General features: G+C 54.8%; 20 protein-coding genes. 3 read left to right on the top strand and 17 right to left on the bottom strand.

Annotation, left to right across the window (positions count from 1 at the left end; translation table 11 throughout):
- The 6 genes from SK58_RS12375 to SK58_RS12350 form a co-directional block, all read right to left on the bottom strand.
- Positions 1 to 1,707: an OmpA family protein gene (locus tag SK58_RS12375; RefSeq protein WP_047637253.1), complete on the bottom strand. Its 1,707-nt coding sequence runs from the start codon at positions 1,705 to 1,707 to the stop codon at positions 1 to 3.
- A complete protein-coding gene (gene tssL / locus SK58_RS12370; protein WP_015570416.1) occupies positions 1,704 to 2,393 on the bottom strand; it encodes a type VI secretion system protein TssL, short form in 690 nt (229 codons plus the stop codon). The genes SK58_RS12375 and tssL overlap by 4 nt, the downstream gene beginning before the upstream one ends.
- The gene (tssK, locus tag SK58_RS12365; protein WP_015570415.1) at positions 2,390 to 3,730 is read right to left on the bottom strand and encodes a type VI secretion system baseplate subunit TssK; all 1,341 of its coding nucleotides are present in this window, start codon (positions 3,728 to 3,730) and stop codon (positions 2,390 to 2,392) included. Before tssK ends, tssL begins: the two co-directional genes overlap by 4 nt.
- A gap of 15 nt (positions 3,731 to 3,745) precedes the next feature.
- On the bottom strand, positions 3,746 to 5,281 hold the full coding sequence (tssC, locus tag SK58_RS12360) for a type VI secretion system contractile sheath large subunit (protein ID WP_023324775.1): 1,536 nt from the start codon (positions 5,279 to 5,281) through the stop codon (positions 3,746 to 3,748).
- Positions 5,282 to 5,321: 40 nt separating this feature from the next.
- Positions 5,322 to 5,813 carry a type VI secretion system contractile sheath small subunit gene (gene tssB, locus SK58_RS12355; protein WP_003856899.1) on the bottom strand — a complete coding sequence of 164 codons (492 nt, stop codon included), beginning with the start codon at positions 5,811 to 5,813 and terminating at the stop codon, positions 5,322 to 5,324.
- A 613-nt stretch (positions 5,814 to 6,426) separates the two neighbouring features.
- Positions 6,427 to 8,043 (bottom strand): peptide ABC transporter substrate-binding protein, encoded by a 1,617-nt coding sequence (locus SK58_RS12350; RefSeq protein WP_048219971.1) that lies wholly within the window; start codon positions 8,041 to 8,043, stop codon positions 6,427 to 6,429.
- A 181-nt stretch (positions 8,044 to 8,224) separates the two neighbouring features.
- Here SK58_RS12350 and mpaA point away from each other — a divergent pair, with 181 nt between their 5' ends.
- On the top strand, positions 8,225 to 8,938 hold the full coding sequence (mpaA, locus tag SK58_RS12345; RefSeq protein ID WP_017382234.1) for a murein tripeptide amidase MpaA: 714 nt from the start codon (positions 8,225 to 8,227) through the stop codon (positions 8,936 to 8,938).
- Here the strand turns inward: mpaA and ycjG are convergent.
- The gene (gene ycjG / locus SK58_RS12340; RefSeq protein WP_017382233.1) at positions 8,929 to 9,894 is read right to left on the bottom strand and encodes an L-Ala-D/L-Glu epimerase; all 966 of its coding nucleotides are present in this window, start codon (positions 9,892 to 9,894) and stop codon (positions 8,929 to 8,931) included. The genes mpaA and ycjG overlap by 10 nt on opposite strands.
- A 106-nt stretch (positions 9,895 to 10,000) precedes the next feature.
- Between ycjG and tpx the strand changes: the two genes are divergently transcribed.
- Positions 10,001 to 10,507: a thiol peroxidase gene (gene tpx, locus SK58_RS12335; RefSeq protein WP_003856889.1), complete on the top strand. Its 507-nt coding sequence runs from the start codon at positions 10,001 to 10,003 to the stop codon at positions 10,505 to 10,507.
- A 34-nt stretch (positions 10,508 to 10,541) separates the two neighbouring features.
- Here the strand turns inward: tpx and tyrR are convergent, their stop codons facing one another.
- From tyrR to SK58_RS12320, 3 genes are all read right to left on the bottom strand, one after another.
- Positions 10,542 to 12,083 carry a transcriptional regulator TyrR gene (gene tyrR, locus SK58_RS12330; protein WP_003856887.1) on the bottom strand — a complete coding sequence of 514 codons (1,542 nt, stop codon included), beginning with the start codon at positions 12,081 to 12,083 and terminating at the stop codon, positions 10,542 to 10,544.
- Between the two features lie 111 nt (positions 12,084 to 12,194).
- Positions 12,195 to 13,247 (bottom strand): YcjF family protein, encoded by a 1,053-nt coding sequence (locus tag SK58_RS12325; protein ID WP_048219968.1) that lies wholly within the window; start codon positions 13,245 to 13,247, stop codon positions 12,195 to 12,197.
- Entirely contained in the window at positions 13,244 to 14,641 is a 1,398-nt protein-coding gene (locus tag SK58_RS12320; protein WP_017382231.1) for a YcjX family GTP-binding protein, read from the bottom strand. The genes SK58_RS12325 and SK58_RS12320 overlap by 4 nt, the downstream gene beginning before the upstream one ends.
- Positions 14,642 to 14,796: 155 nt before the next feature.
- Here SK58_RS12320 and SK58_RS12315 point away from each other — a divergent pair, with 155 nt between their 5' ends.
- Positions 14,797 to 15,807 (top strand): LacI family DNA-binding transcriptional regulator, encoded by a 1,011-nt coding sequence (locus tag SK58_RS12315; RefSeq protein ID WP_023296696.1) that lies wholly within the window; start codon positions 14,797 to 14,799, stop codon positions 15,805 to 15,807.
- Between the two features lie 33 nt (positions 15,808 to 15,840).
- Here the strand turns inward: SK58_RS12315 and SK58_RS12310 are convergent, their stop codons facing one another.
- The 7 genes from SK58_RS12310 to SK58_RS12280 all read right to left on the bottom strand — a co-directional run bounded on the left by SK58_RS12310 (position 15,841) and on the right by SK58_RS12280 (position 23,773).
- Positions 15,841 to 16,755, bottom strand: coding sequence for an OmpG family monomeric porin (locus tag SK58_RS12310; protein WP_023303821.1), 915 nt, complete (start codon positions 16,753 to 16,755; stop codon positions 15,841 to 15,843).
- A gap of 65 nt (positions 16,756 to 16,820) precedes the next feature.
- Positions 16,821 to 17,903 carry an ABC transporter ATP-binding protein gene (locus SK58_RS12305; RefSeq protein WP_048219966.1) on the bottom strand — a complete coding sequence of 361 codons (1,083 nt, stop codon included), beginning with the start codon at positions 17,901 to 17,903 and terminating at the stop codon, positions 16,821 to 16,823.
- 10 nt (positions 17,904 to 17,913) lie between these two features.
- Complete coding sequence (pgmB, locus tag SK58_RS12300; protein ID WP_048219964.1) at positions 17,914 to 18,582, bottom strand: beta-phosphoglucomutase; 669 nt, start codon at positions 18,580 to 18,582, stop codon at positions 17,914 to 17,916.
- Positions 18,572 to 20,851 (bottom strand): glycoside hydrolase family 65 protein, encoded by a 2,280-nt coding sequence (locus tag SK58_RS12295; RefSeq protein WP_048219962.1) that lies wholly within the window; start codon positions 20,849 to 20,851, stop codon positions 18,572 to 18,574. Before SK58_RS12295 ends, pgmB begins: the two co-directional genes overlap by 11 nt.
- On the bottom strand, positions 20,845 to 21,903 hold the full coding sequence (locus SK58_RS12290; RefSeq protein ID WP_154054540.1) for a Gfo/Idh/MocA family protein: 1,059 nt from the start codon (positions 21,901 to 21,903) through the stop codon (positions 20,845 to 20,847). Before SK58_RS12290 ends, SK58_RS12295 begins: the two co-directional genes overlap by 7 nt.
- Positions 21,904 to 21,914: 11 nt before the next feature.
- Positions 21,915 to 22,703: a sugar phosphate isomerase/epimerase family protein gene (locus SK58_RS12285; protein WP_017383087.1), complete on the bottom strand. Its 789-nt coding sequence runs from the start codon at positions 22,701 to 22,703 to the stop codon at positions 21,915 to 21,917.
- A gap of 17 nt (positions 22,704 to 22,720) precedes the next feature.
- Positions 22,721 to 23,773: a zinc-dependent alcohol dehydrogenase gene (locus SK58_RS12280; protein ID WP_015570403.1), complete on the bottom strand. Its 1,053-nt coding sequence runs from the start codon at positions 23,771 to 23,773 to the stop codon at positions 22,721 to 22,723.
- Positions 23,774 to 23,789 lie beyond the last annotated feature (16 nt).

The following is a 23,789-nucleotide window of genomic DNA, read 5'->3' as shown; positions in this document are numbered from 1 at the left end:
TTACTCCGTTACATTGTTATCAGCGCCATCATCCTGCGATGACGCATGGGTCTTGCCCGGCGCCTGACAGGCATTCGCCTGCGGTACCAGACTGATTTCGACACGGCGGTTCAGCGCCCGGCCTTCCGCCGTGTCGTTGGTGGCGACAGGACGGCTTTCACCATAGCCCTGCACCGCAAAACAGCTCTCCGGCACGTCGCCGGTATCCCGCATCCAGTCGCGCACCGACTCCGCGCGCTTAAGCGACAGCACCTGGTTGGACTGGTCATCCCCGGTGCTGTCGGTATGGCCCGCCACCACAATCAGCCAGCCGGGCTTCGCCTTGATCCCCACAAGCGAGTTCACCAGCAGCTTTGTTGAGGCGGGTTTAAGCGCCCACTTTCCGGTATCGAACAGCGACATGCTGTCGAGGCGGATGATTTTCGGTGCCGGTTTGAGTTCCGGTTCAGGCGGCGGAGGCGGAGGCACATAAGAGCGAATCGCATTCAGCACTGGCATACGCAGACGTCCGCCCTGATACAGACCCAGACTCAGCCGGGCCGGTACACCGTTACGTGCATGGTCGTCCAGCAATGCCGCATCCTCGCGCAGCACGGCAACGGCGTCAGCTTTCGGCCCGGAGTCATTCATCGGTATACGTTCATAGCGTGCAATATCGAAGCTCACGCGTTGCAGCAGCTGGCGATTATTCCAGCCACTGCTGAGTAGCGCAGCAATGGCTGCCAGCGTGAAGATTCCGAGCGCACCGCGCCAGGTTCGTCCATGCGGTGTCAGGCCTCGTCCTTCTGGCAGTAAAGGGAGGACAAAATTCGGGAACAGGGAAATAACCGTACTGTCCGTTCCCGCCGGCTGCCAGCCAGACACCTGCTGCATCGCAGTATGGCGGGACAACCACGCTGTCCAGACAGAGGTGGCCATGCTTCCGGCCAGGATCGGACCCAATCCCCACAGAACCGCAACAGGTTCAATGACAGGAATATCGGGGTTTTCATCCATAAGGACAGCCTGGACGTGCTGTTGGAACCAGCTCATCAGGCTGTTCATCAGCACCTGTTGCTGCATCGCAGGCGTTCCGCCAGTATTAACCCATTCAGCAACTGAGCCAGGCGCTGAAGTCCCACTCCAGACCTTTACCCCTTCCCCCAGGATCGCCGTCTGCCAGAGCATGTCATTCATCATCGCACTGCCGACCTGTCCATTCAGAACCAGTGGCACAGAATGGCCGGTTGCTTTACGCAACCGGCTAATCTGCCAGCGCAGGGCAAGCAAACGACTGGTAAGGCGCTCACTGTCAGGGTGCTGCTGCGGACAAACACTGACCATCACTGACAGCTGACGTCCCCAGTCGGGGCGCAACCACAGTACCTGACGGGCGGCCTGCTCCAGTTCCAGATGATCCTCCACACGGATCCAGCAGCCCTGCGTGACAGTAAGCACAGGTGACTGATGCGGCCAGGCAAGCGGCAGATCGCCACAGACCAGTACCACGGGCTGACAATAATTGGCTTCAGGCAGGTCCTCCAGACACAGGGTGAAATCGTGCTGCACGCGACGGCAGGCGACAGCCCAGAACGCTATGATGAGTCCCAGTACCGCCAGCAGGACGAGAATGGAAACCAGACGGGATGCTGGCAGAAACCACAGGCAGACCACTGCACTCAGCAGGGCAGCCCAGAGCGCAAGCCCGCGCTGTTGTGCAGGGCTCATTTCACGGCTCCCGGCAGCAGGGTAAGCAGTGTCTGATCCAGCCAGCAATCCAGTCCCCACCATAATGCGGTGACCACCACCACACTCAGGCCAATGCGCATAGGCCATGATGCCAGCCAACCCCCTATCCCCCGTCCGGCATGGCTTTCCGCCAGAACGGGATGGGGTTGTGAATAGCTGAACGGCGCAACATATTCATTCAGTGCATTCATGAGTTTCTGCCGCTCAGGATCGTTCAGGGAGCGGAAGTTGCCGAGGAATCCGAGCATCATGACTCGCTGGAAGCAGGTCACAACGGCGTGGTCAGGAGCCGGTTCACGCAGCACATCACGCATCCGATCGCATAACGTGTCACCGGCGTCCATGGTGCCAAGAAAGTATCCCTGTAAGGGAATGTCATACCACTGTATACAGGCGTCATCCTCTACACCGCGACCTTTGACCGCCTCATCAAGCAGCGCACACTGTGCCGTAAGAATATGCTGGCAGCTGGCTTCATCGAGTTCGCTCGCTTTCAGTTCTCGCTGCACACGCCCGACATCATCAATGCAGCGCTCCCAAAGCGTACGACCTTCCCCGTCCTGGAATGTCGGGCCGTGACGCAGACTGATCACCTGTAGCCAGGTGTCCTGTAACAGGGCATCAATATCAATGAACGCGGCAGTAGCGCGTTTACGATCATTCATGTTCTCAGTACCGCAAAGAGTTCAAGTTCAGGCTCGGCGAGCATTCCCGGAACGTAAAACATACAGGTGCCGCTCTGGAACATTTCGATGGCCAGAGGATGAGAGACATCAAGGCTGAAATACTGATTTTCCAGACGTAGTGGAATGGCTGCCGGCACATGGCGCAGCGGCATCAGAGGGACGCCCACCCGCGATGAATTGACGATACTCCTGACATGATCGGGACTGCCGACCTTGCACTGGCGCGGGAACTGCTCCTGCAATTGTGCCACCGGCATCGGTGAACGCACGGAGAGGTAATAATCAGCCCCTTCGCGCAGACGTGGATCATGCAGACGGGCCTGCCAGAAGTGAAGCCGGTCATCATGCTCAAGCTCAATTGCCACCACCCGCGACGGCAGGCTGGCTTCCAGAAGATCGCCAAGTAAATCAAACAGCGGCGGGAAGACGTTATTCAGCTGCTCATGCTGCCATGCCGGGATCGCACTGACCTGATGCTCCAGCGAGAATGTCAACAGGCTGCCTGCAAGCCTTGCCAGCTCCGGATAGAGACGCTCAGGCGGGCTTTGCGGGTGGCGCTGAAACTGACCCAGCACGGGCTCAGCACTGTTCAGGGCATTGAGCAGCCAGAACAATGAAACATCGGCTACGGCAAAATCCGCCATGCGCTCATTACTTTCCCGGCGCATGTCCATCAGGCGGCCCAGACGGGCGCGCAGTTGCGTCAACAGTTGCTCCAGCTGGGTCATCAGCCAGCGACTGCCCAGTAACGCCAACAGCGGCGGAAGGTATGTCTCATCAAGTGCCCAGTTCCCCTGCGAATCTTGTTGCAGGCGGGCAACCGGACAGGTCAGGTAATCGCTGTTGTTCTGATGGGCAAATCGCAACGTCAGCTCTGGCCGCATCACTGCAATCTGGCGGGTATCATCGCCAAAAAGGTTGCGGACATCCCGCCAGCGCTGGCGATAGCGAACAGGACGCGCGGCCACCTCATCGGGCTTAAGGCAGTTGCCACCATTCGCGCGCAGCAGCGGAAGAGCCAGAACCACCACCACGTCCTGTGTTTCACTCTCAAGCGCCAGCACCGGTGGCAGGTCGTCAGCATTATCCGTATCGATTAATGTCCCGTCAGGGAACCGGAGGTGCAGATGACGGGCCTGTAGACGGCCCAACTTCAGTACATCCGGTTCGAAAGTGGCATTAATCACCCCCCAGGGATGGGAGAGACCCAGTCGGGCGATACATTCCGCAGACCAGGCCGCATAGGCGGCCTGTTGCTGGAAGTGCTGGGGAGAGACCATCTGGCCCCTGCCCCATAACGGTTGTTCCGTTTTCATGCTTCCTGCCTTACGTTACGCTTTCGCTTTCGGCATCTGGCTCACCAGAGACAGGTTCACATCCATGCCTTCCACCTGGAAGTGCGGCACCGCAAACAGCTTCACGCGGAAGAAACCCGGGTTGTCTTCGATATCTTCCACCACCACCTTCGCGTCACGCAGCGGATGAGAAGCCTGCAACTCATCGCCCGGATCGGTCATTTCCGTCACCAGACTACGCACCCAGGTATTCAGCTCCAGCTCCAGCAGACGGCGGTCCTTGGTGGTGCCAATGTTCTCGCGCTGGATGAGCTTCAGGTAGTGCGCAATACGCGACAGCAGGAAGATATACGGCAGACGGGCGTTGATGCGGCTGTTGGCCGTGGCATCTGCGGTGTCATACAGCGCCGGTTTCTGCGCGGAGTTCGCCGAGAAGAAGCAGGCATAGTCGCGGTTTTTGTAATACGAGAGCGGGATAAAGCCGAGGTTGGCAAACTCAAACTCGCGGGTCTCCGGGATCATCACCTCAGACGGGATTTTCACCTGGTTGCCGGTACCCAGATCGTACAGATGAATAGGCAGGTCTTTCACCGCCCCGCCCGCCTGCGGGCCACGGATCTGCACGCACCAGCCGTTATTGATGAAGCTCTTCACCATGTTTGACGCGAAGGAGAACGACGCGCTGGTCCACAGGTATTTCTCGTGATCCGGGCCTTTCACCTGCTCAACGTAGTTAAAGCTGCGTACAGGTACGGTGTCCGGGCCATACGGCAGACGCCCCAGCACGCGCGGCATCACGAGGCCGATGTAGCGGGCGTCGTCGGTGTCGCGGAACGATTTCCACTTGATGTATTCCGCGCGGTCGAAGTAGTTGCCGATATCCTTAATTGCAGCCACCTCTTCCATGGAGTCTTTCAGGAAGAATTTCGGCCCGACAGAGCCAATAAACGGCATATGTGCGGCAGCTGACACTTTAGAGATGTTGCGCAGCAGCGCCACATCCTGCGGGCTGGCGTCAAATTCATAGGATGAAATCACGGAACCAATCGGCTCTCCGCCCGGGGTGTCGTATTCGGCGGTATAGGTGTGCCAGTAGAGGCCGCTCTGGATAAGTTCCGGCGCGTCTTCAAAGTCCTGACGCAGATCTTCTTTCGACACATCCAGAATTTCGGTTTTCACGTTCTGGCGGTAGTCGGTGCTGTCCACCAGCTGCTTCAGGCCGCGCCACAGGGACTCCACCTTCTGGAACTCCTGGTGATGCATTACGGCATCCAGCTGACGGCTAATCTGGAAATCCAGCTCAGCTATATGATGGTCAATCAGCGTTTTGTCGAGCTTCTCCACCGGCTGACCGGATTTGCGGATGCAGTCCATAAACACCTGCATCGCCGCCGTCAGGCGTTCACCCGCCGGAGCGTCAGAAAGCGCGGCGTCATCCAGAAACGCATTGATATCACCCAGGCTGGAGGCCGGGGTCAGGTTGATTTTTTCAAACAGGGAGGCGTAAACGCCCTCTTTTTCCAGTACGGTGGTCTGCCCCTGCGCGGAGGCGGTTTCAGTATTTACAGACATCAGCATATTCCCGGTTAATCCATTAAATTACACATGCCGCTTATTTCGGGGCCAGTGCACTCATTTCGTCGCGTAATTCCTGAGACAGCGCCGGGTCTTTAAGAATTTTCTCGAGTTCTTTTCTGAAAGTGGCGTTATCAAGAAGATTGGATTTGAGATCGCGTAATAAATTACGCATGGCCAGCATGGCGCGGAGCTGGGGGATCTGGCGGGCAACCTGTTCAGGTTCGAAATCCTTAATATCGGAGAAATTCAGTTTTATGCTTTCTTCCGAACCATCCCCGGCCATTGTGTTAGGAACCGTCAGATTCACTTCCGGGTTAAATTCCGAAAGTACGCTGTTGAAGTTATTTTTATTGACGTTAATTTTCTCCCTTTCCGATAATGGGCGATTCTCTTTTCCATTACTGAAATCACCGACGGTGAGGAGTTTAAGCGGCAGTTCGATTTTCTTCTGCGCGCCACCTGTATGCAGAGCCAGCTTTAAGTTTATGCGTGCCTTGGGCACCTCATTCTGGAATGAATCGGCCATAGCAGTCCCTTTCTTTAAAAGAAATAAATGTTAAGTGAGTGACGTTTCTTTACAAAACCATATTAGAGCAAAAGCCCATTTAAAATCAACTTATCAGATCAAAGATCTACTATTAGACTTTTCTTAAGAATATTCCACTAAATTATTGTACTCATAAATGCCATAGATACATGACACACAGTAAAAATTAACTATTTATTCACATTAATTTGGCAGAAATGACTGCTTTGATTGGAAATATTGAACTTATTGTTCCATGAGGTTGAATAATTGATTTACATCAATGCATTTATTAACGCGTCCCTTAACAGTGCAGAGAAATAAGGTTTTAATTCAATAAATGGCCTGAATATGAAAAATCCTGTATCGGACAAATTTAATCTTAAAAAAAGTAATGACTACACTGCTACTGGAATGGCGAATAAATGACTACGCGTTTTTCGATAAACGGGAGGAAGAATCTCTCTGAAGATATTCATCATGACAATGAGTGATGGGCTGATAGGAAGGGGATATTCGGTATTAACCAGGCTGTAAAATCATACCCCCTGAGAGCGGGCGCTTATGCGGTTAATGGATGTTTACCATAATCACGTAGCGCCCTGACCTCTTTTTAATGCTTTTCAATATACATTGTACGGCTGTACGCAACATCCTCTGGGTTATTTATCGGATAACCTTTAACCCATGGCTTGATGAGACGTCCATTGGTGTACTGATAAATAGGGGCAATCGGTGCTTTCTCGGTGAGGATCTTCTCGGCCATGTTGTAGTCGGCATTACGCGCTTTTTCAGTGGCTTCGAGCGTCGCCTGATGAATAATCTTATCGTAAGCAGGGTCGTTGAATCGTGAGATATTCCCGCTGTGGGAGGAGGTCAGCAGCGACAGGAATGTCGACGGCTCGTTGTAGTCCCCTACCCACGATGCACGGATGACGTCAAAATTCCCGGTATTGCGGCTGTCGATGTAGGTTTTCCACTCCTGATTCTGCAACTTAACGTCAACACCCAGATTTTTCTTCCACATGGATGCAACGGCAATCGCGATTTTCTGGTGGTTTTCAGACGTGTTATACAGCAGCGTTAATTTTAGCGGACGCTGAGGGCCATAGCCTGCCGCCTGCAACAACGTTTTCGCCTGCGCATTCAGCTCCTGCTGCGACATCTGCTCAAATGGTGAGGTTTCCGGCGTAAAACCCGCAGTGACATCGGGAGTAAAATGCCAGGCCGGTTTCTCACCGGTCCCCAAGACTTTCTCCGCCATAATACGTCTGTCGATAGTCATGCTGAGCGCGAGACGTACGCGGGCATCCGCGGTTGGGCCTTTTTGCGTGTTAAACGCGTAGTAATAGGTCCCAAGCTGTGGCGGTGTATATACCTGACCCGGAATATCTTTAAGCAGCTTCTGGTACATGTTTTTCGGAAACGATTCTGTAATATCGATATCGCCCGCCAGATAGCGTTTGGTCGCTGAGGACTCCTGGTTGATCGGCACAAAGGTGACTTTTTTAAGCACCGTCCTGGCGTTATCCCAGTAATGAGAATTCGGCTCAACCACCAGTTTTTCATTCACCACGCGATCTTTCAGCACATAAGCACCGTTGCCAATGAGCGCGCCAGGGCGCGTCCATTCCTTACCGCTCTCCACATTGGCCTTTTGAACAGGATAAAACGCGAAGTTAGCCGTCAGATTACTGAACCAGGGTAGCGGTTTGTCCAGCTGCACGCGCAGCGTTTTAGCATCGACCGCCGTCACGCCGAGCGTATCCGGAGCAGCTTTGCCGTCGATGATGGACTGGGCATTGTTAATGCCCGCCAGCGCCGCAAACCAGGCGAAAGGTGACGTTGTTTTAGGATCAACCAGACGACGCCAGCTATAGACAAAATCTTGTGCCGTCACCGGAGTACCGTCGGACCACTTAGCGTTATCCCGCAGCGTGAATGTCCAGACGCGGTTATCATTGCTCTGCCAGCGCGTCGCCACGCCGGGAACTAACTCCCCTTTTTCGTTCTGATTCACCAGCCCTTCATAGAGATCGCGGATCACCTGTATCTCGGGCAACCCCACCGCTTTTGCCGGATCGAGCGAAGCGGGCTCATCTTTGATATGTCGAACCAGCTCCTGCTTTTGCGCGAGAACCGTTCCTTCGGGAACCTCCGCGGCATATGAAAGTGAAGAAAGCCCGCACAGCCACAGCGCAGTACAAAGAAGCGAAACAGGATGCTTCATACGATCCCCTTAATGATGTCAGGTAACAGGCAGATGCGTAATTATTTGTTTCGAAACGGAGAAATGCAAATGCTTCCTCCGGAAAGTTGATGTCAGGCAATTTTCCACACACGGAAACTATTTGATTAAGCGCGGCTTTTGCACAACACTGCCAGAAGTGACTTTATCATCAGGGTTTACTATGGCAACTACCCGACCAAGAACGGAACGCGGCGCCTTCCCGCCCGGGACTGAACATTACGGACGCTCGTTTTTAGGCGCGCCGCTGATCTGGTTTCCGGCACCCGAGGCCGATCGCAATAGCGGCTTAATCATTGCGGGCACGCATGGCGATGAAAACTCGTCTGTCGTGACGCTCTCGTGCGCGCTACGTACGCTGGCCCCCGATTTACGACGTCATCATGTGATTTTGACCGTCAACCCGGACGGTTGTCAGCTTGGATTACGGGCGAATGCACGCGGCGTTGACCTGAACAGGAACTTCCCGGCGGCAAACTGGCGCGCCGGTGAAACGGTGTATCGCTGGAACAGTTCGGCGCAGGAGCGAGATGTTGTCCTGCTCACGGGAGACAAACCCGGTTCCGAACCGGAGACTCAGGCATTGTGCCAGCTTATTCATAAGATCCACCCGGCCTGGGTTGTCTCTTTCCACGATCCCCTCGCCTGTATTGAAGATCCTCGTAATACGGCGCTCGGGCAGTGGCTGGCGGATGCGTTTGCTCTACCTCTGGTGAGCAGCGTTGGCTATGAAACACCCGGGTCGTTTGGCAGCTGGTGCGCAGACCTTAGCCTTCACTGTATCACCGCAGAGTTTCCGCCCATCTCCTCGGATGAAGCGAGCGAAAAATACCTGCGGGCGATGACAGATCTCCTGCGCTGGCAGCCTCAAAGATGAAGTACACCGGAGGTAAAATTCAGGGCGGGTGATACGTCAACCGCCAGCCAGGTTGGGCCGTCAAGATCGGCAAAACGCACGCTGTTCACCAGCGGGAGCGCAGCGCCGATCGCTCTTGACGTGCACAACATGCAGCCCAGCATCAGAGCAAAGCCTTGCGCCTGCGCATCTTGTGCCAGTGCCAGGGCTTCGGTTAATCCACCTGTTTTATCCAGCTTAATGTTCACCATTTCGTAGCGTCCCTCGAGAGCTGACAGGCTCTCACGGGTATGACAGCTTTCATCTGCACAGACGGGAAGCGGATGAATAAAATTCGCCAGGGCGGCATCGTCTTCTGCCGATAGGGGTTGCTCCAGCATGGCGACGCCCAGATCGGCAAGCAGCTGACAACGAGCTGCCAGCCCTTCACTATGCCATGATTCGTTCGCATCGACGATAAGAGTGGCATCAGGCACCGCCGCACGAATGGCGACCATGCGTTCGCTAATCAGACGATCGTCGAGCTTCACCTTTAATAATGTTGCACCGGTGGCATACAACGCCTGAGCGCTGGCGGCCATTTGCTCTGGTTCACCGATGACCACCGTTTGCGCGGTGACGATCGATTGCGGCAGCGTAACGTCCAGCAGCGCAGGCAGCGGTTTTTGTTGTTTCGCCGCTTCCAGACTCCAGAGTGCGCAGTCAATCGCGTTGCGTGCCGCGCCGGCCGGCAACCGAAGCTGAAGAGCCTCACGCGTTAGGCCCGCCTGCAACTCGGGCACTACCGTCATAATTTGCGCCATGACTGACGCCAGGCTTTCTCCGTAGCGAGGATAAGGGGTACATTCCCCGACGCCTTTTACGCCGTCCTCTTCACATTCAACCACGACCACACAGGCCTCATTACGGCTGCCACGCGAGATCACAAACGGGGTGTGCAATGGCCAGGCTTCTTCATAGACCTTAACGCTTCTCATCACTGACTCCTTGCAGGCCGGAAAGGCAGAAAATTGGTTTGCCGTGCTAACTGCGGATGACATACACTAGCCACGACGTTAACTATTTGTAAACAGGAAGATATCTATGTCACAACTCGTTCATTTCCAGGGCAACCCGGTTGCTGTTGCAGGTTCCATCCCACAGTCTGGCAGCAAAGCACAGCCTTTTACTCTGGTGGCTAAAGATCTGTCTGACGTCACGCTGAGCCAGTTTGCTGGCAAACGTAAAGTCCTGAACATTTTCCCAAGCATCGATACTGGCGTTTGTGCTGCATCAGTGCGTAAATTCAACCAGCTGGCGACCGAAATGGACAACACCGTAGTGCTGTGCATTTCTGCTGACCTGCCGTTTGCCCAGTCCCGCTTCTGCGGCGCTGAAGGCCTGAGTAACGTCATCACCCTTTCCACTCTGCGCAGCCCGGATTTCCTGGAAAAATACGGTGTTGCCATTTCCGAAGGCGCGCTGAAAGGTCTGGCTGCTCGTGCGGTGCTGGTGATCGACGAAAACGACAACGTTGTTTTCAGTGAGCTGGTTAACGAAATCACTACCGAACCGGATTACACCGCTGCACTTGAGGCGCTTAAAGCCTAAACGTAAAAAAGCCTCTGCAAAGAGGCTTTTTTATTTATTCGTCACCCTTCTTCTGATTTAACCCATACTCGCGCAGCTTATTCGCAATCGCGGTATGTGACACCCCAAGACGTTTAGCCAGCTTGCGCGTGCTCGGATAGCTGCGATAAAGCTGCGTTAACACCGAACGCTCGAAACGGCTGGTGATGTCATCCAGCGAGCCTTCCATTGCCTCTTCGCCTACCGAGACCGTCCCGGCATCGTAATCCGGCAACAGAATATCCTGAGGGCGCAGTTCATACCCTTCAAGCTGAGTTAATGCGCGATAGACCGCATTTTTAAGCTGACGAATATTGCCCGGCCAGCCGTAACGCGTCAGCACGGTGCCCAGGTCGGCAGAGAGCTTCGGACGCGGCACGCCCTGCTCGTCGGCAAAACGGGCCACGAACAGTTCTGTCAACGGCATGATGTCCTGCGGGCAATCGCGCAGCGGCGGAATATTGAGCGTCAGAACGTTGAGACGATAGTAGAGATCTTCGCGGAATACCCCTTTCTGCACCAGCTCCACCAGGTTTTTCTGGGTGGCGCAGATGACGCGCACATCCACGTGTACTTCATGATCTTCCCCCACACGGCGGAACGTGCCGTCATTGAGAAAACGCAGCAGTTTCGCCTGCATGCGTGGCGACATTTCGCCAATCTCGTCCAGCAGCACCGAGCCGCCATTCGCCTGTTCAAAGAAGCCTTTTTTACCTTCCGGCGCATGCCCGAACAGCTCACTTTCCACCGCATCTTCAGGAATAGAGGCGCAGTTCAGCGCCAGATACGGTTTTGCCGCACGCGGGCTGGCCATGTGCACAGCATGCGCCAGCAGATCTTTCCCCGTACCGGTATCCCCGGTAATCAGCAGCGGCGCCGTAAGATTTGCCAGCTTGCGCGCCTGGTCGATTACATGACGCATCTTCGGGCTCACCGCAATAATCTGGCTGAATGCGCCGACGTCCTGGCTGGAAAGATTCTGTAACTGGCGTCCCATGCGCACCGTGGAGCGCAGCATGATCACCGCGCCGGTGAGCACCCGCGCGGCATTTTCCCCTTTCAGGTAGACCGGCGTGATCTCCATCAGGAAATTCTGTCCGTTGATGACGACATGCTCGCTATGGGTATTTTGCGGGTTGCTGTCCAGCCAGCGCTGGAAATTAAACCCGGTGATCAGTTGCGTGGCGTGGTGCCCGATAAGTTTTTCCTGAGTCTGCGCAAACAGCTGGCAGCTGGCCTGGTTAACGCGCTCGACTTTATTTTTCAGATCGAGAGAGAGAAACGGCTCCGGCATTGCTTCCAGCAGCGCGCTCAGCGCAAGATGTTCCCGCTCGGACGGCATCCAGGGGATGGTGCGTACATCCGTAACGCCAGCGATACGGCGGATTTCCGCCATCAGGCTACTGAAGGTATTAAATTCAATTTCGGCAAAATTGAGGTAAATTCGCCCAACAGGGTCGATCTCTATGCCACGTAAATCAATGCTACGTAAAACAAGAAGATCGAGTAACTCGCGGGTCAGACCGAGACGGTCCTCACAAAAGACTTCCAGACGCATGGGAAATTCACCGTTTAAGCCAATAACAATAAAATGATATGTCAGATAACGGTATTCGGGAAGGTGGCTGTCAACAAATATTGACAGCCCGCACGATTAGTAAACAAAACCTCACTGAGCAGGTTTTTTATTGAGCGTCTCTTTAAGCTGGCCAATCAATTCGCGACGGAAATCCCCCAGCCGCGGCTTATTGCCATCGATCCAGGGGAGTGGACGACAAACTTCCATCGCTTTGATGCCCAGGCGTGCCGTCAGCAGACCGGCACCAATCCCCTGCGCCGCCCGGGCAGAGAGACGCGCCGCAAGATCCTGCGACATCCAGTCCATCCCGACCTCCCGTACCAGTTCGCTTGCCCCGGCGAAGGCGATATTCAGCAATACCAGTTTGAACAGGCGCAGCCGGCTGTAATAGCCAAGCTCGATGCCATACAATCTGGCGATGCGGTTGATCAGGCGCAGGTTGCGCCAGGCGATAAAGGCCATGTCCACCATCGCCAGCGGACTGACGGCGATCATCAGGGTAGATTCCGCCGCCGAGCAGCTGATCTCACGACGAGCCTGCGCATCCAGCACCGGCTGAACAATGTGGGCATAGAGCGTGACCACTTCCTGGTCATTCTGGGTTTCGTGGATCGCCGCATACCAGCGCTGAAGCGCCGGGTGAGAGTGATCAATCCCGGCCTGAGCCGCAAGCTTTTCACAAAAAGCACGCCCTTTTCCTGTGCCGTGACTGTGCAGCAGATCCCGCGCTTCATCGCGTTCGTGGGCACGCTGACGCAAACGCCAGAGGCGACGCCACTCGGTGACGACTGAGCCAACGCCCGCACCAACAATCAACGCCCCGGCGGCGCATCCCCCCAGCGCCACCCAGTCCTGCGTTTGCCAGGCATTGACGCCCCACTGCACGCCCTGACCGATTACGCTCACACCAAAAAGGGCTAACCCGGCGGTCACCATCTTGCGCCACAGGCTGCGTTTCGGGCGCAGTGCCGCATCAACAACCGCTTCCGCCTGCCCCTCTTCAACCATCGGTTCGTCTGCCAGCACGGGAGCAAAGTTGTCGGCCTGCGGCCCGCTGAAGGTCTGCGCCGTTTTAAACGCCTCATGCGGGGACTGCTCAAGCTGGCCGGTAAAATCAATGCGTGGTTTTAACGGTTCCGTCATCGCAATTTATCTCCAATTAAAAACTCCAGCGCGGCATCCAGACGGATATGCGGCAATGGCTGGTCAACGTTCATGCTCTGCGGACGGAAGGCTTCGAACTGAAAACCCTGGCTTTGCCAGAAAGCCTGGCCCGGCAGACGCGCCGGAACTTCCCCCGGATAGACCGTGAGCGGCTCCCCGTCGCTGAGACGGTTGCCCCGCAGGGCCGGAATTTTCTCGCCATTCAGGTCAATCAACCCACTCTGCGTTGCCTGTACGGACGCCAGCCCCAGACAGTCCATGCTGATCCCTTCGAAGGCCGCATTCTGCCAGGCATCCTGCACCAGCTGTTGCAGCAGGGATACCATGTTGGCGTGCTGATCGACCGTCACATGGTCAGCTTTTGTGGCGGCAAACAGCAGCTTGTCGATGACCGGCGAGAACAAACGGCGAAACAGCGTACGCTGGCCATAATGAAAGCTTTGCATCAGCTGCGTAAGCGCCAGCCGCATATCATTAAACGCCTGCGGCCCGCTGTTAAGCGGTTGCAGGCAGTCCACCAGCACGATCTGGCGGTCAAAGCGTAAAAAGTGATTTTTATAAAAGCCCTTAACCACCTTTTCACAGTAATAATTGTATCGCTCGCGGAGCATACCGGCGTTGGTGGTCTTGTCCGCCTGCGCCAGTTTCGATTCACCGATGCTGTCAACGTCCGGCCACGGGAAAAACTGTAGCGCGGGAGCACCGGCTAAATCACCCGGCAGAACAAAGCGGCCCGGCTGAATAAAATGCAACCCCTCCTGCTTGCACTGATGCAGGTAATCCGTCCAGGCTTCGGCTATGACGGCCAGACGGTTTTCATCCGCCGGTGCCAGCGGATCCAGTCCTTCGCAAAGCTGGCGCCATTTGGTCGACCACTCTGCCCGCTGCCCCTGCAACAGACCGGTCATCTGTCGGGACCAGCTCAGGTAATCCTGCGCCAGCATCGGTAAATCGAGCAGCCATTCTCCCGGGTAATCCACAATTTCGAGATAGAGCGTGGACGTTTCTTTGAAGTGACGCATCAGGGATTCATTCGAGCGGAAACGAAGCGCAAGACGGATTTCGCTCACGCCACGCGTCGGGGTGGGCCAGGCGGGAGGCTCCCCGTATAACTGCGCCAGACCTTCATCATAGGTGAAACGGGGTATGCCAAAATCACGTTGCGGTACGCGTTTCACCCCAAGCAACCGCTCCTCGCGCACTGCGCTAAGCAGTGGCAAGCGCGCCCCTGCATGCAGGTTCAACAGCTGATTGACCATCGCCGTAATGAATGCTGTCTTACCGCTGCGGCTCAGCCCCGTCACGGCAAGACGCAGATGGCGATCAACGCCACGGTTCACCAGAGAATTGAATTCGTTTTTAAGTCGCTTCATCGCCGTCCTTCATTGCCTGGAACCCTGAAAAAAGTCACTTCAGAATACAGTAAATTGGGGCAGATCGTTGATTATCAATTCTTAATTATTGCTATTGCCGTTTTCTCTCCAGTAAGATGGGCGCAATTGCTGTCCGTCTGGAGTGAGTAAGGTGTATGTCACCCACCATCTATGATATTGCCCGCGTTGCTGGCGTTTCGAAATCAACCGTGTCGCGCGTTCTGAATAAACAAACGAATATTTCTCCTGAAGCGCGCGAAAAGGTGTTGAAGGCGATAGAAGAATTAAATTATCAACCGAATAAACTTGCCCGCGCACTCACCTCTTCTGGCTTCGACGCCATTATGGTTATTTCGACCCGTTCAACCAAAACCACCGCAGGCAATCCGTTTTTCTCTGATGTACTACATGCCATTACGGCAAAAGCAGAAGAAGAGGGTTTTGATGTTATTTTACAAACGTCCAAAAGCAGCGAAGATGATCTGCAAAAATGCGTGGGTAAAATAAAGCAGAAGATGATCAAGGGGATCATCATGCTAAGCTCGCCGGCGAACGAGTCTTTTTTCGCGACGCTGGACGAATATGGCGTGCCCGTGGTCGTTATTGGTAAAGTGGAAGGTAATTACCAGAATATCTATTCTGTCGACACGGATAATTTCCGCGACAGCGCCATATTAACCGACTCATTTATCAAACATGGTCGCACTAAAATTGCCTGCCTGCATGCCCCGCTCGATTATCACGTTTCTATCGATCGCCTGGCGGGCTATAAATCGAGCCTTGAGAAGCAGGGTATTGCAATTAACCCGGACTGGGTTATTGATGGCGGATACACCCATGAAAGCGCGCTTCAGGCGGCCTGTCAGCTACTCTCTTCAGACAACCCGCCCGATGCGGTTTTTGCGACGGACAGCATGAAATTGCTGAGTCTTTATCGTGCCGCGGATGCGCTAAACCTGACGATCCCGGAACAGGTCGCAATGGCAGGATACAGCGACCCAATGCTATCTCTCATTTTAACCCCTGCGCCTGGCGGCTTTGATATCCCCACCAGAAAGCTGGGCGAAGAGAGCTGCGATGTGTTGTTCAGGTGCATAGCGGGTAAACCTGCCCCGCATAAGATATTGGTTGAAACGCATTTTTCAGATGCGGCTTCATTACGCTAAAAACCAGGGGCAAACGCCCCTGGTGAAGTGTTATCAAAACGCGTAATTCACGCCGATACCGGCATAGTGGAAGCGGTCACTTTCCCCTTCGTCATGGTTTTCCCATTCGTAGGCATATTCCAGCGTCATGGATAAACCATTGTTAAAATCATAGGCGTACAGCATACCCAAACGGTTGAAATCATGTCCTTCACGCTCAGGATCGTCTTGCCAGTCCCAGTTTGACCAGCGATCGAGTCCCAGACGGGTATAAGGCGTTAGCGTCGTCTGACCCAATGAAATCGGCAGATAGGCGCGAATTTCCTGAGTGGAGAATTCACCGTTATTTCGTGAGCCGTCCATATTAAAACCGCGCTCTAAATAGTAATTAACTTTTGCCGAAACCGTTTCGTTAATTGTCCAGGTAAAACCGGTTTCGGTCTCGACGCGGCTGTCAGAATAGCCGGTTTTTTCCAGATCGTTGGCAAACTGATACATGGCAAACCAGCCGCCAAAACGCCAGTCGTCGGTTAGTTTAATATCCCAGTCAGGCTGAACTTTATAGCGCTGCATATTAGCACTACCGTCTTTAGCACCATGCTCATCCTTAAAGTGATAGCCATAATTACGGAAGCCACCGGTCAGGCCGAACGTAAAATCATCGGTGCCGATAAAACGATAGCGTAATTCTACTTCAGGACGATCGAAATAGGTGCCGCGCGTCATGCTACTGTAATCGACCGGCCCTTCCTGATACATAGCCAGCGAAATGGTCCAGGCATCCCATGTGGCATTAAACCACACGGAGGGTTCATATAATCCATCTTTATCGTCGGCCTGACCTTCGACGTTTTCAATTTCATACATGGCGCCAATATTAAATTCCCACTGTTTGGCTGATTCTGTTGCTTGCGCGCAGCTCACCCCTGCGCACAGGACGAGCGCAGCACTTCTTAGTAGAGTACTCATTAAAATATTCCTTTATAATTAACACACAAAAAACCGGAAACTTTCATTTCCGGCGAACACCTTTCTTATCTAATAGCTGTTTCAGTATCAGCATCGAAGAAATGGCACTTATTCATATCGAACTGGATGCCGATATTATCTCCGGCAACGTAATCATCCGCCGCTCCCGCACGGATAACCAGTTCATGCCCACCCACGGTGGCATAAAGCATAAATTCAGCCCCGGTCAGCTCAGCAACGCTGATCTTCGCCGTGATGTTTTCACCGCTTCGCTGTGCGGTGAGAATGTCTTCCGGACGGATCCCAAAGACGACCGCTTTACGCTGGTAACCTTGCGCATTCAGTACGGCCAGCTTGTCCTCCGGGATCTCCAGGCGCAGCGTTTCCGTCACAAAGTAGCGGTCGTCGATCGCGCCACGAATGAAGTTCATCGCAGGCGAACCAATAAACCCTGCAACGAACATATTCGCCGGCTCGTTGTAGACCTGCTTCGGCGCGCCCACCTGCTGAATGATGCCGTCCTTTAAAATCACGATGCGGGTCGCCATCGTCATGGCTTCCGTCTGATCGTGCGTCACGTAAATCATGGTGGTGTTAAGCTTCTGGTGCAGCTTGCTGATTTCAGCGCGCATCTGCACACGAAGTTTGGCATCGAGGTTGGATAAAGGCTCATCCATCAGGAAGACCCCCGCTTCGCGCACTATCGCCCTGCCTAACGCCACGCGCTGGCGCTGACCGCCGGACAACGCGCCAGGTTTACGCTGGAGATAGTCGCGCAAGCCCAGGATCTGTGCCGCCCAGCTAACGCGTTCTTCAATGACGGAGGGCGCAATTTTTTGCATTTTCAGGCCAAACGCCATGTTGTCGTAGACCGTCATATGCGGATAGAGCGCATAGTTCTGGAAGACCATCGCGATATCACGGGACTTGGCGGGAACATCATTCATGCAAACCCCATCAATAATCAGTTCACCCGCGCTGATCTCCTCAAGGCCGGCAATCATTCGCAGCGTCGTGGATTTCCCACAGCCCGATGGACCGACGAAGACAATAAATTCTTTGTCTTCAATTTCGAGGTTGAAATCCTTCACCACGTGGACCTGGTTATCATAGATTTTCTGAATGTGTTTCAGAGACAGTTGAGCCATTATTAATTCCTTATAAATACGCCCGGGATGCCCAGAACGCCGTCAGGCGTTCCCAGGTCAGTTCCTGCGTTGAATGAAGTTGTAATCCCGCATGGTTCAGGCCAGGCCCAATCCCGACCGACAGCATTCCTGCGGCGTTGATCGCATCTACCCCTGCGGCGGCATCTTCGATACCAATGGCCTCTTCAGGACGTACGTTCAGTCCTTTACAGGCCGCAAGGAAGATTTCCGGGTCCGGCTTTGAGCGGCAAATGCGCGACGCATCGGCGCAAAAATCGAAAGCCTGATGAATACCCAACGCGTGCAAAATCCCGGGGGCATTAAGCGATACGGATGCCAGGCCAATTTTGACCTTCGCGGCGCGAATATCCGCCAGCACGTCGCGAATCCCCGGGAGCAGTGAATCCTGCGTCAGTGATGCCAGCGACTGGACGTAAAGCGCGTTTTTTTTCGTCGCCAGCGCCAGGCGCTGCTCGTCACTGAACATCCCCTCTTTCCCGCCATGTTTCAGAATGCGCAGGAGGGAGTCCATACGGCTTATTCCCTTCAGCTGTTCGTTAAATACTTCATCGAAGGTGATACCAATCTCCTCCGCCACGGCGCGCCAGGCCAGAAAGTGAAGATGCGCGGTATCGGTGATCACCCCGTCCAGATCGAATACAACAGCGTTAAGCGTCATGGCGCCCCTCCGTGGTAGCGGTCCCATTAACAGATGCAAGAAAGTCCTTACGCGCGCAGACCTTTCGCCCTGATACGTGCAGCGTTTTACCCCACAGCGTCAACGTGACAGGTGCGGTGGTTTCAATGGTTAACTGGTCATCTTCACAGGTAACGTGCATTGTTGCGTTCCGCCACCGCAGCGGGAAGGCGAGTTTCTGCCAGTGAGCAGGCAGCTTCGGCGCAAGATGCAGCTCCCCTTCGCTAATGTGCAGGCCAGCAAATCCCTGAATGGCGCCCAACCAGATCGCACCGGTGGCGGCGGCATGAATACCGTCATCACTGCTGTGCGGGTCGTCCCCCAGGTCGATGGCGATACCATCACGCCAGAAGGCATACGCCCCGTCAGTGTCACCGCAGCGTGCGAGCACAATGCCGTGAATGGCTTTACTCAGGGATGAATCATGAATCGTGCGTGGCTCGTAGAACGCCAGATTGGCGGCACATTGCTGCGGCGTAAACCGTTCCGGCAGCAGGTAGTTAAGCATCACCACGTCGGCCTGCTTCAGGATCTGCATCTCGTTCACTTCCGCGCGAGAGTAATCAAGCAGAATGGTTTGCTTACCCGCTTTGGCTTTATAGCGGCTCAGATCGATGGCAGGTTTTGCCATGAAGGTATCATCCTGCGGGATCACACCCTCTGCGTCGGCCTCTGGCAGCCACAGGCGCGCCAGAAACGTCCCGGCATTCTCCGTAAAACGCGCATCTTCACGCCCAAACATCGCCATAAACTGACGCGCGCAGGCAACGTTGTGCCAGGCCAGATAGTTGGTGTAGGCGTTGTTGTTGACATGCTCGGTGTATTCATCCGGTCCGATCACGTCATGGATCTCAAGACGACCATTAATTTCCGTCGCGCGTCCCATCCAGAACGAAGCGGTTTCCATCAGCAGCGTCAGGCCCTCATTGCGCATAAAGGCATCGTCGTGTGTTGCCTGCCAGTAAGCGACAACGGCCCAGGCAATATCTGCCACGATGTGGTGTTCAGCGAGTGCGGAGGCGATCTTCTGGCGAACCCCGGTGCGGATGTTAATGGCCGCGAATTCTGGCGTCTCTTCCTGTCCGCTGGCGGCGCTTTCCCACGGGAACAACGCGCCCGGCCAACCGTTACGGCGTGCTTTTTCACGCGCGCCCGAAAGATTGAGCCAGCGATAGCGCAGCAGACTGCGGGCAATCTGTGGACGGGTAAACAGATGGAACGGCAGCAGGAAAATTTCGGTATCCCAGAAGACGTGTCCCTTATACCCCTCACCCGTCAGCCCTTTCGCCGCAATACTGCTTCGCTCATCATGAGCAGGCGTCATTGTCGTCAGATGCCAGACGGCGTAATCCAGCGCCAGCTGATCCTGCTGTTCTGCACAAGTCACTTCCACCCGAGCATCACGCCAGACCGCTTCCCAGGCGTACGCTGAGCTCTCAAGCAACGCATCGTAGCCTCTTGCCGCGCAGACTTTGAGATCGGCCAGCGCGTTGCGGGCGAAAGACTCCTGCGAGAGCGATTTATCGCAGCGATGCGTCAGCCAGACGATTTTTTCAAGCGTGACAGTGTCACCTTGCGAGATAGTCAGAGAATGATGAACGCTGAGGCGACGATTTTTGGCGGTGAAACAACTGTCGCTCTTAGCGGAGAGCTGACAAAACGCCGAAACAACAACTTCAGACGCCCGGTCCTGCGTTTCATACACACCCTGCATGTAGTGCTGGTCAAAGACCCTGACCGAGATTTCATCCAGATGCTGCCTGCCGCTGTTCGTTTGTGTCGCATCTATGCCGGTTTTCAGCACGGCCTGAGCGGCGCCGTCAAGCGGTGTGATCGAGAGCTGCATTGCCACTAAGGGCAACTGGTCCAGCGAAACAAAACGACGGCTCTCGAGGCGATAGCGTTTTCCGTCCGGCGAACGCCAGACAACGTTACGATTCAGTTCGCCGTTAGCAAAGGCCAGCTCGCGTTGCCACTCAAGAATTTCGCCTGAAAGGAGCGTGAAATTGACGCCGTCCAGCTCAACTTCAACCCCGGTGACATCCGGCAGATTGATCAGCTCAGTGGTTTCATTGCGTCCCGCGCGATGATACAGCCCGGCGAGATACATGCCTCTGGTCTGCTGGGTGTAATCTTCTTCATGCGTGGCGCGAATGCCCATGTAGCCATTGCCGCAGGCCATAATGGACGCGTACTTATTCAGGCTATGCGGGCAAAAGCCCGGATCGGTTAATACAGACTGGTTCAGCATAACGTCACGCTTTCCCCTGTTTCCGCGACTTCATATAACGCCGCGACTAATTGCTGGATCACCAGCCCCTGCTCCGCATCGGCAATCATGACCGGCTCGCCCAATACGTGGCGAACAAACGCGTCCATACTGCGTAGATGTCTCCGATCGTCAGCTTCTTCACGCTGGATCAGCGTCTGCAAAACACCGGCTTCGTCGTTATAAATGTGTGCCGGGAACAGCGTTGCACCCGCCTTCTCACCGCAGAAAGAGACGTTCATGATCGACTGCTCGCGGATATTAAGCGCAAAAGAGGTGTCCAGACGCAGAATGCCACCGTTGCAGAACTCAATCGTACCAAACAGGGCATCTTCCACGGTAAACTGCGCAGGATCCCATTCGCCAAACTGGCCGGTGTGTTTCCGGTTCCCCAGTCTCTGGAAGCTGTGCGCGGTTACCCGCTTCACGGCCGGGAAGCCCAGCACATACATCGCGGCATCCAGCATATGAATGCCGATATCGATCAGCGGCCCGCCGCCCTGAAGCGATTTATTGGTGAACACGCCCCACCCCGGCACACCGCAGCGACGCAGCGCCTGCGCGGAGGTGAAGTAAATTTCACCGAGCGTTCCGTTCATAACCGCATCGCGCAGGAGCTGGGTATCCAGGGCAAAGCGATGGTGAAAATCGTACGCGAGGACTTTTCCGGCCTTGCGCGCCGCGAGACGCATCTCATCCGCCTGGTGCGGCGTCATCGCCGGCGGCTTTTCACACATCACATGACAGCCTGCTTCGAGAGCCGCCATCACATGTTCAAAATGGAACCGGTTAGGCGAACAGACGCTCACCACATCCGGTTTTACTTCCTGCAACATCTCGTGAGCGTCCTGCCATGCCGATGGAATAGCATAACGTTCCGCGAACGCCTGTGCCTGCTCAAGGCGGCTGTCCATGACAGCCACCATTTGAACATCACTGCGCGTGGCGTAATACGAGGCATGCACTTTGTCTGCAACCTGCCCGGCGCCAATGATGGCGACGCGCAGAGGCAAAGGTGTAGAAGCACTCATCACGCTCGTCATCCTTAGCATTCACGCAAGTAAGTGAGAGAGTCCTTATAGGCCTGAGCCGGATCGTCGGCACGCACCCGGCACTCGTACACGACGTAACCCTGATAGTTATCGGCACGCAGCTGATCGAACAGGCTGGCGAAATCGAGGCTGCCGCTGCCCGGCTGATAGCGGTGGTTATCAGCAATGTGCACATGACCCAGCAGGTCGCGGTTGTGATGCAGCGCTTCCGTCAGGGAGTCTTCTTCAATATTCATGTGGTAGAAATCACCGATGATCTGCACGTGCTTCAGGCCGTTCTCTTCGATATAACGACGCGCATCGGCCAGGGTGTTGATCATATGATCCTGATAGCGGTTCAGCGGCTCCAGGTAAACGGTCGTACCGGTGCGCGCTGCCACCTCATCCAGCCAGCGCAGGGAAGCGCTGACCGCTTTGCGATCGCCGTCCAGACTACGTGGCGAAGTCATTGGCGGCAGACGGAAGGTAAACATCCCCCAGGCAGCCGGAACGATAATCCCCTTGCCGCCCACTTCTGCCAGCGCTTCCAGAATGCGTTCAATCTGCTGTAGACCGTTCAGGCGGCGTTCTTCGATAAAATCCCCGATCCAGCCGTCGTATCCGCCACAGGCCGTCGTGACCGGCAGGCCGGTGGCTTTGATAGCCGCTTTTACTTCGTCGAGGTTTTCCACCAGCAGCCGGCCATCAATTTCGTAGCCATCAAATCCCATCGCTTTGATGTATTCGAATTTTTCCATGATAGCGGTCGGGAAAAAGGCCTGGTTTTGTGTTGCGATTTTCATGATTTGCTGTCCTTAGCTTAAAAAGTGACGCCCATTTTGATACTGAGTTCCGGGTGCTGATCGACATACTTCATATAGCTTTCCGGGCTGGTGGTGAAGGTGACGACCGGGTCGATCAGATCTTCGCAATTGAGATAACCGTTCATCAGCAATTCCCAGCAGGTCTCTTCAATACGCTTGCGGCTCCAGCGCGGATAATCCGGGTTGGGTTCACTGCATGCGCGGGAGAAGACAATTTTGGCGTTGTTGAAGTGTGCTTCGCGACCAAGGTTGAAGCCCGCCGCGAACGGCTTGGCGAAGGCCACGTAGGAGATCGTTCCGCCGTAGGCGAGACCGCGCAGCGCAGATTGCAGCGCATCTGCAAATCCACTGGTTTCGATGATCACATCCGCGCCCTGCTTGCCGGTCAGTTTCTTAATTTCCAGACCAACATCGGTACCGATTGGGTTCAGGCAGTGGTCTGCACCGTGACGGCGGGCGATCTCACAGCGATGTTCGATAGGATCGACACCAATAACCACTGACGCGCCGGCTTTTTTCGCCAGCTGAATCGCAATCTGACCAATCGCGCCCAGCCCCACAACCACGACGAAATCCCCTACGCGGACGTTAGCATCACGCACGCCGCTCATGGCGAACTGCGCCGGATCGTAACAAACGGCATTTTTCCAGGATGCACCCTGCGGCATTTTGCGCAGCTTATAGTTGTTCACCGCGTTAACAATGACCGTTTCCTGCAACGGGCCGTAGCAGCAGACGCTGTCGCCGATCTGGTATTCGGTCACGTCCGCACCACATTCGATTATGTCGCCGACGATCATGTTCCCCAGCTGGAATTTACCAAATTCGATACCGCGGGCTGCACCTTCTTCACGCGGGGTAAACATCTGCCACTCAGCGTTGAACTCTTCATCGATGAACGGGCTTGCCGCGCGGAAATCCACGACTTCAGTACCGTGTTTCGGGGCGCCATAACGGGCACGAATCTTCACCTCGTGTGCTGCAACAGGACGATCTTCGTATTCCACCAGCGCCGCTACACGAGGCGCTGTCGCAACTAATTTTTTCATGACTGACTCCTTGTTA

Source organism: Enterobacter sp. BIDMC93, from assembly GCF_001037805.1.
In the GTDB taxonomy this organism is placed as follows: Bacteria; Pseudomonadota; Gammaproteobacteria; order Enterobacterales; family Enterobacteriaceae; genus Enterobacter; species Enterobacter hormaechei_C.
Note: the sequence above shows the minus strand (reverse complement) of the source record. Positions and strands in the feature narration are given on the sequence as shown.

Coding starts and splice junctions, on each gene's coding strand:
- SK58_RS12375 (WP_047637253.1), bottom strand. CDS start 1,707: ATGAGCCCTGCACAACAGCGCGGGCTTGCGCTCTGGGCTGCCCTGCTG.
- tssL (WP_015570416.1), bottom strand. CDS start 2,393: ATGAATGATCGTAAACGCGCTACTGCCGCGTTCATTGATATTGATGCC.
- tssK (WP_015570415.1), bottom strand. CDS start 3,730: ATGAAAACGGAACAACCGTTATGGGGCAGGGGCCAGATGGTCTCTCCC.
- tssC (WP_023324775.1), bottom strand. CDS start 5,281: ATGTCTGTAAATACTGAAACCGCCTCCGCGCAGGGGCAGACCACCGTA.
- tssB (WP_003856899.1), bottom strand. CDS start 5,813: ATGGCCGATTCATTCCAGAATGAGGTGCCCAAGGCACGCATAAACTTA.
- SK58_RS12350 (WP_048219971.1), bottom strand. CDS start 8,043: ATGAAGCATCCTGTTTCGCTTCTTTGTACTGCGCTGTGGCTGTGCGGG.
- mpaA (WP_017382234.1), top strand. CDS start 8,225: ATGGCAACTACCCGACCAAGAACGGAACGCGGCGCCTTCCCGCCCGGG.
- ycjG (WP_017382233.1), bottom strand. CDS start 9,894: ATGAGAAGCGTTAAGGTCTATGAAGAAGCCTGGCCATTGCACACCCCG.
- tpx (WP_003856889.1), top strand. CDS start 10,001: ATGTCACAACTCGTTCATTTCCAGGGCAACCCGGTTGCTGTTGCAGGT.
- tyrR (WP_003856887.1), bottom strand. CDS start 12,083: ATGCGTCTGGAAGTCTTTTGTGAGGACCGTCTCGGTCTGACCCGCGAG.
- SK58_RS12325 (WP_048219968.1), bottom strand. CDS start 13,247: ATGACGGAACCGTTAAAACCACGCATTGATTTTACCGGCCAGCTTGAG.
- SK58_RS12320 (WP_017382231.1), bottom strand. CDS start 14,641: ATGAAGCGACTTAAAAACGAATTCAATTCTCTGGTGAACCGTGGCGTT.
- SK58_RS12315 (WP_023296696.1), top strand. CDS start 14,797: ATGTCACCCACCATCTATGATATTGCCCGCGTTGCTGGCGTTTCGAAA.
- SK58_RS12310 (WP_023303821.1), bottom strand. CDS start 16,755: ATGAGTACTCTACTAAGAAGTGCTGCGCTCGTCCTGTGCGCAGGGGTG.
- SK58_RS12305 (WP_048219966.1), bottom strand. CDS start 17,903: ATGGCTCAACTGTCTCTGAAACACATTCAGAAAATCTATGATAACCAG.
- pgmB (WP_048219964.1), bottom strand. CDS start 18,582: ATGACGCTTAACGCTGTTGTATTCGATCTGGACGGGGTGATCACCGAT.
- SK58_RS12295 (WP_048219962.1), bottom strand. CDS start 20,851: ATGCTGAACCAGTCTGTATTAACCGATCCGGGCTTTTGCCCGCATAGC.
- SK58_RS12285 (WP_017383087.1), bottom strand. CDS start 22,703: ATGAAAATCGCAACACAAAACCAGGCCTTTTTCCCGACCGCTATCATG.
- SK58_RS12280 (WP_015570403.1), bottom strand. CDS start 23,773: ATGAAAAAATTAGTTGCGACAGCGCCTCGTGTAGCGGCGCTGGTGGAA.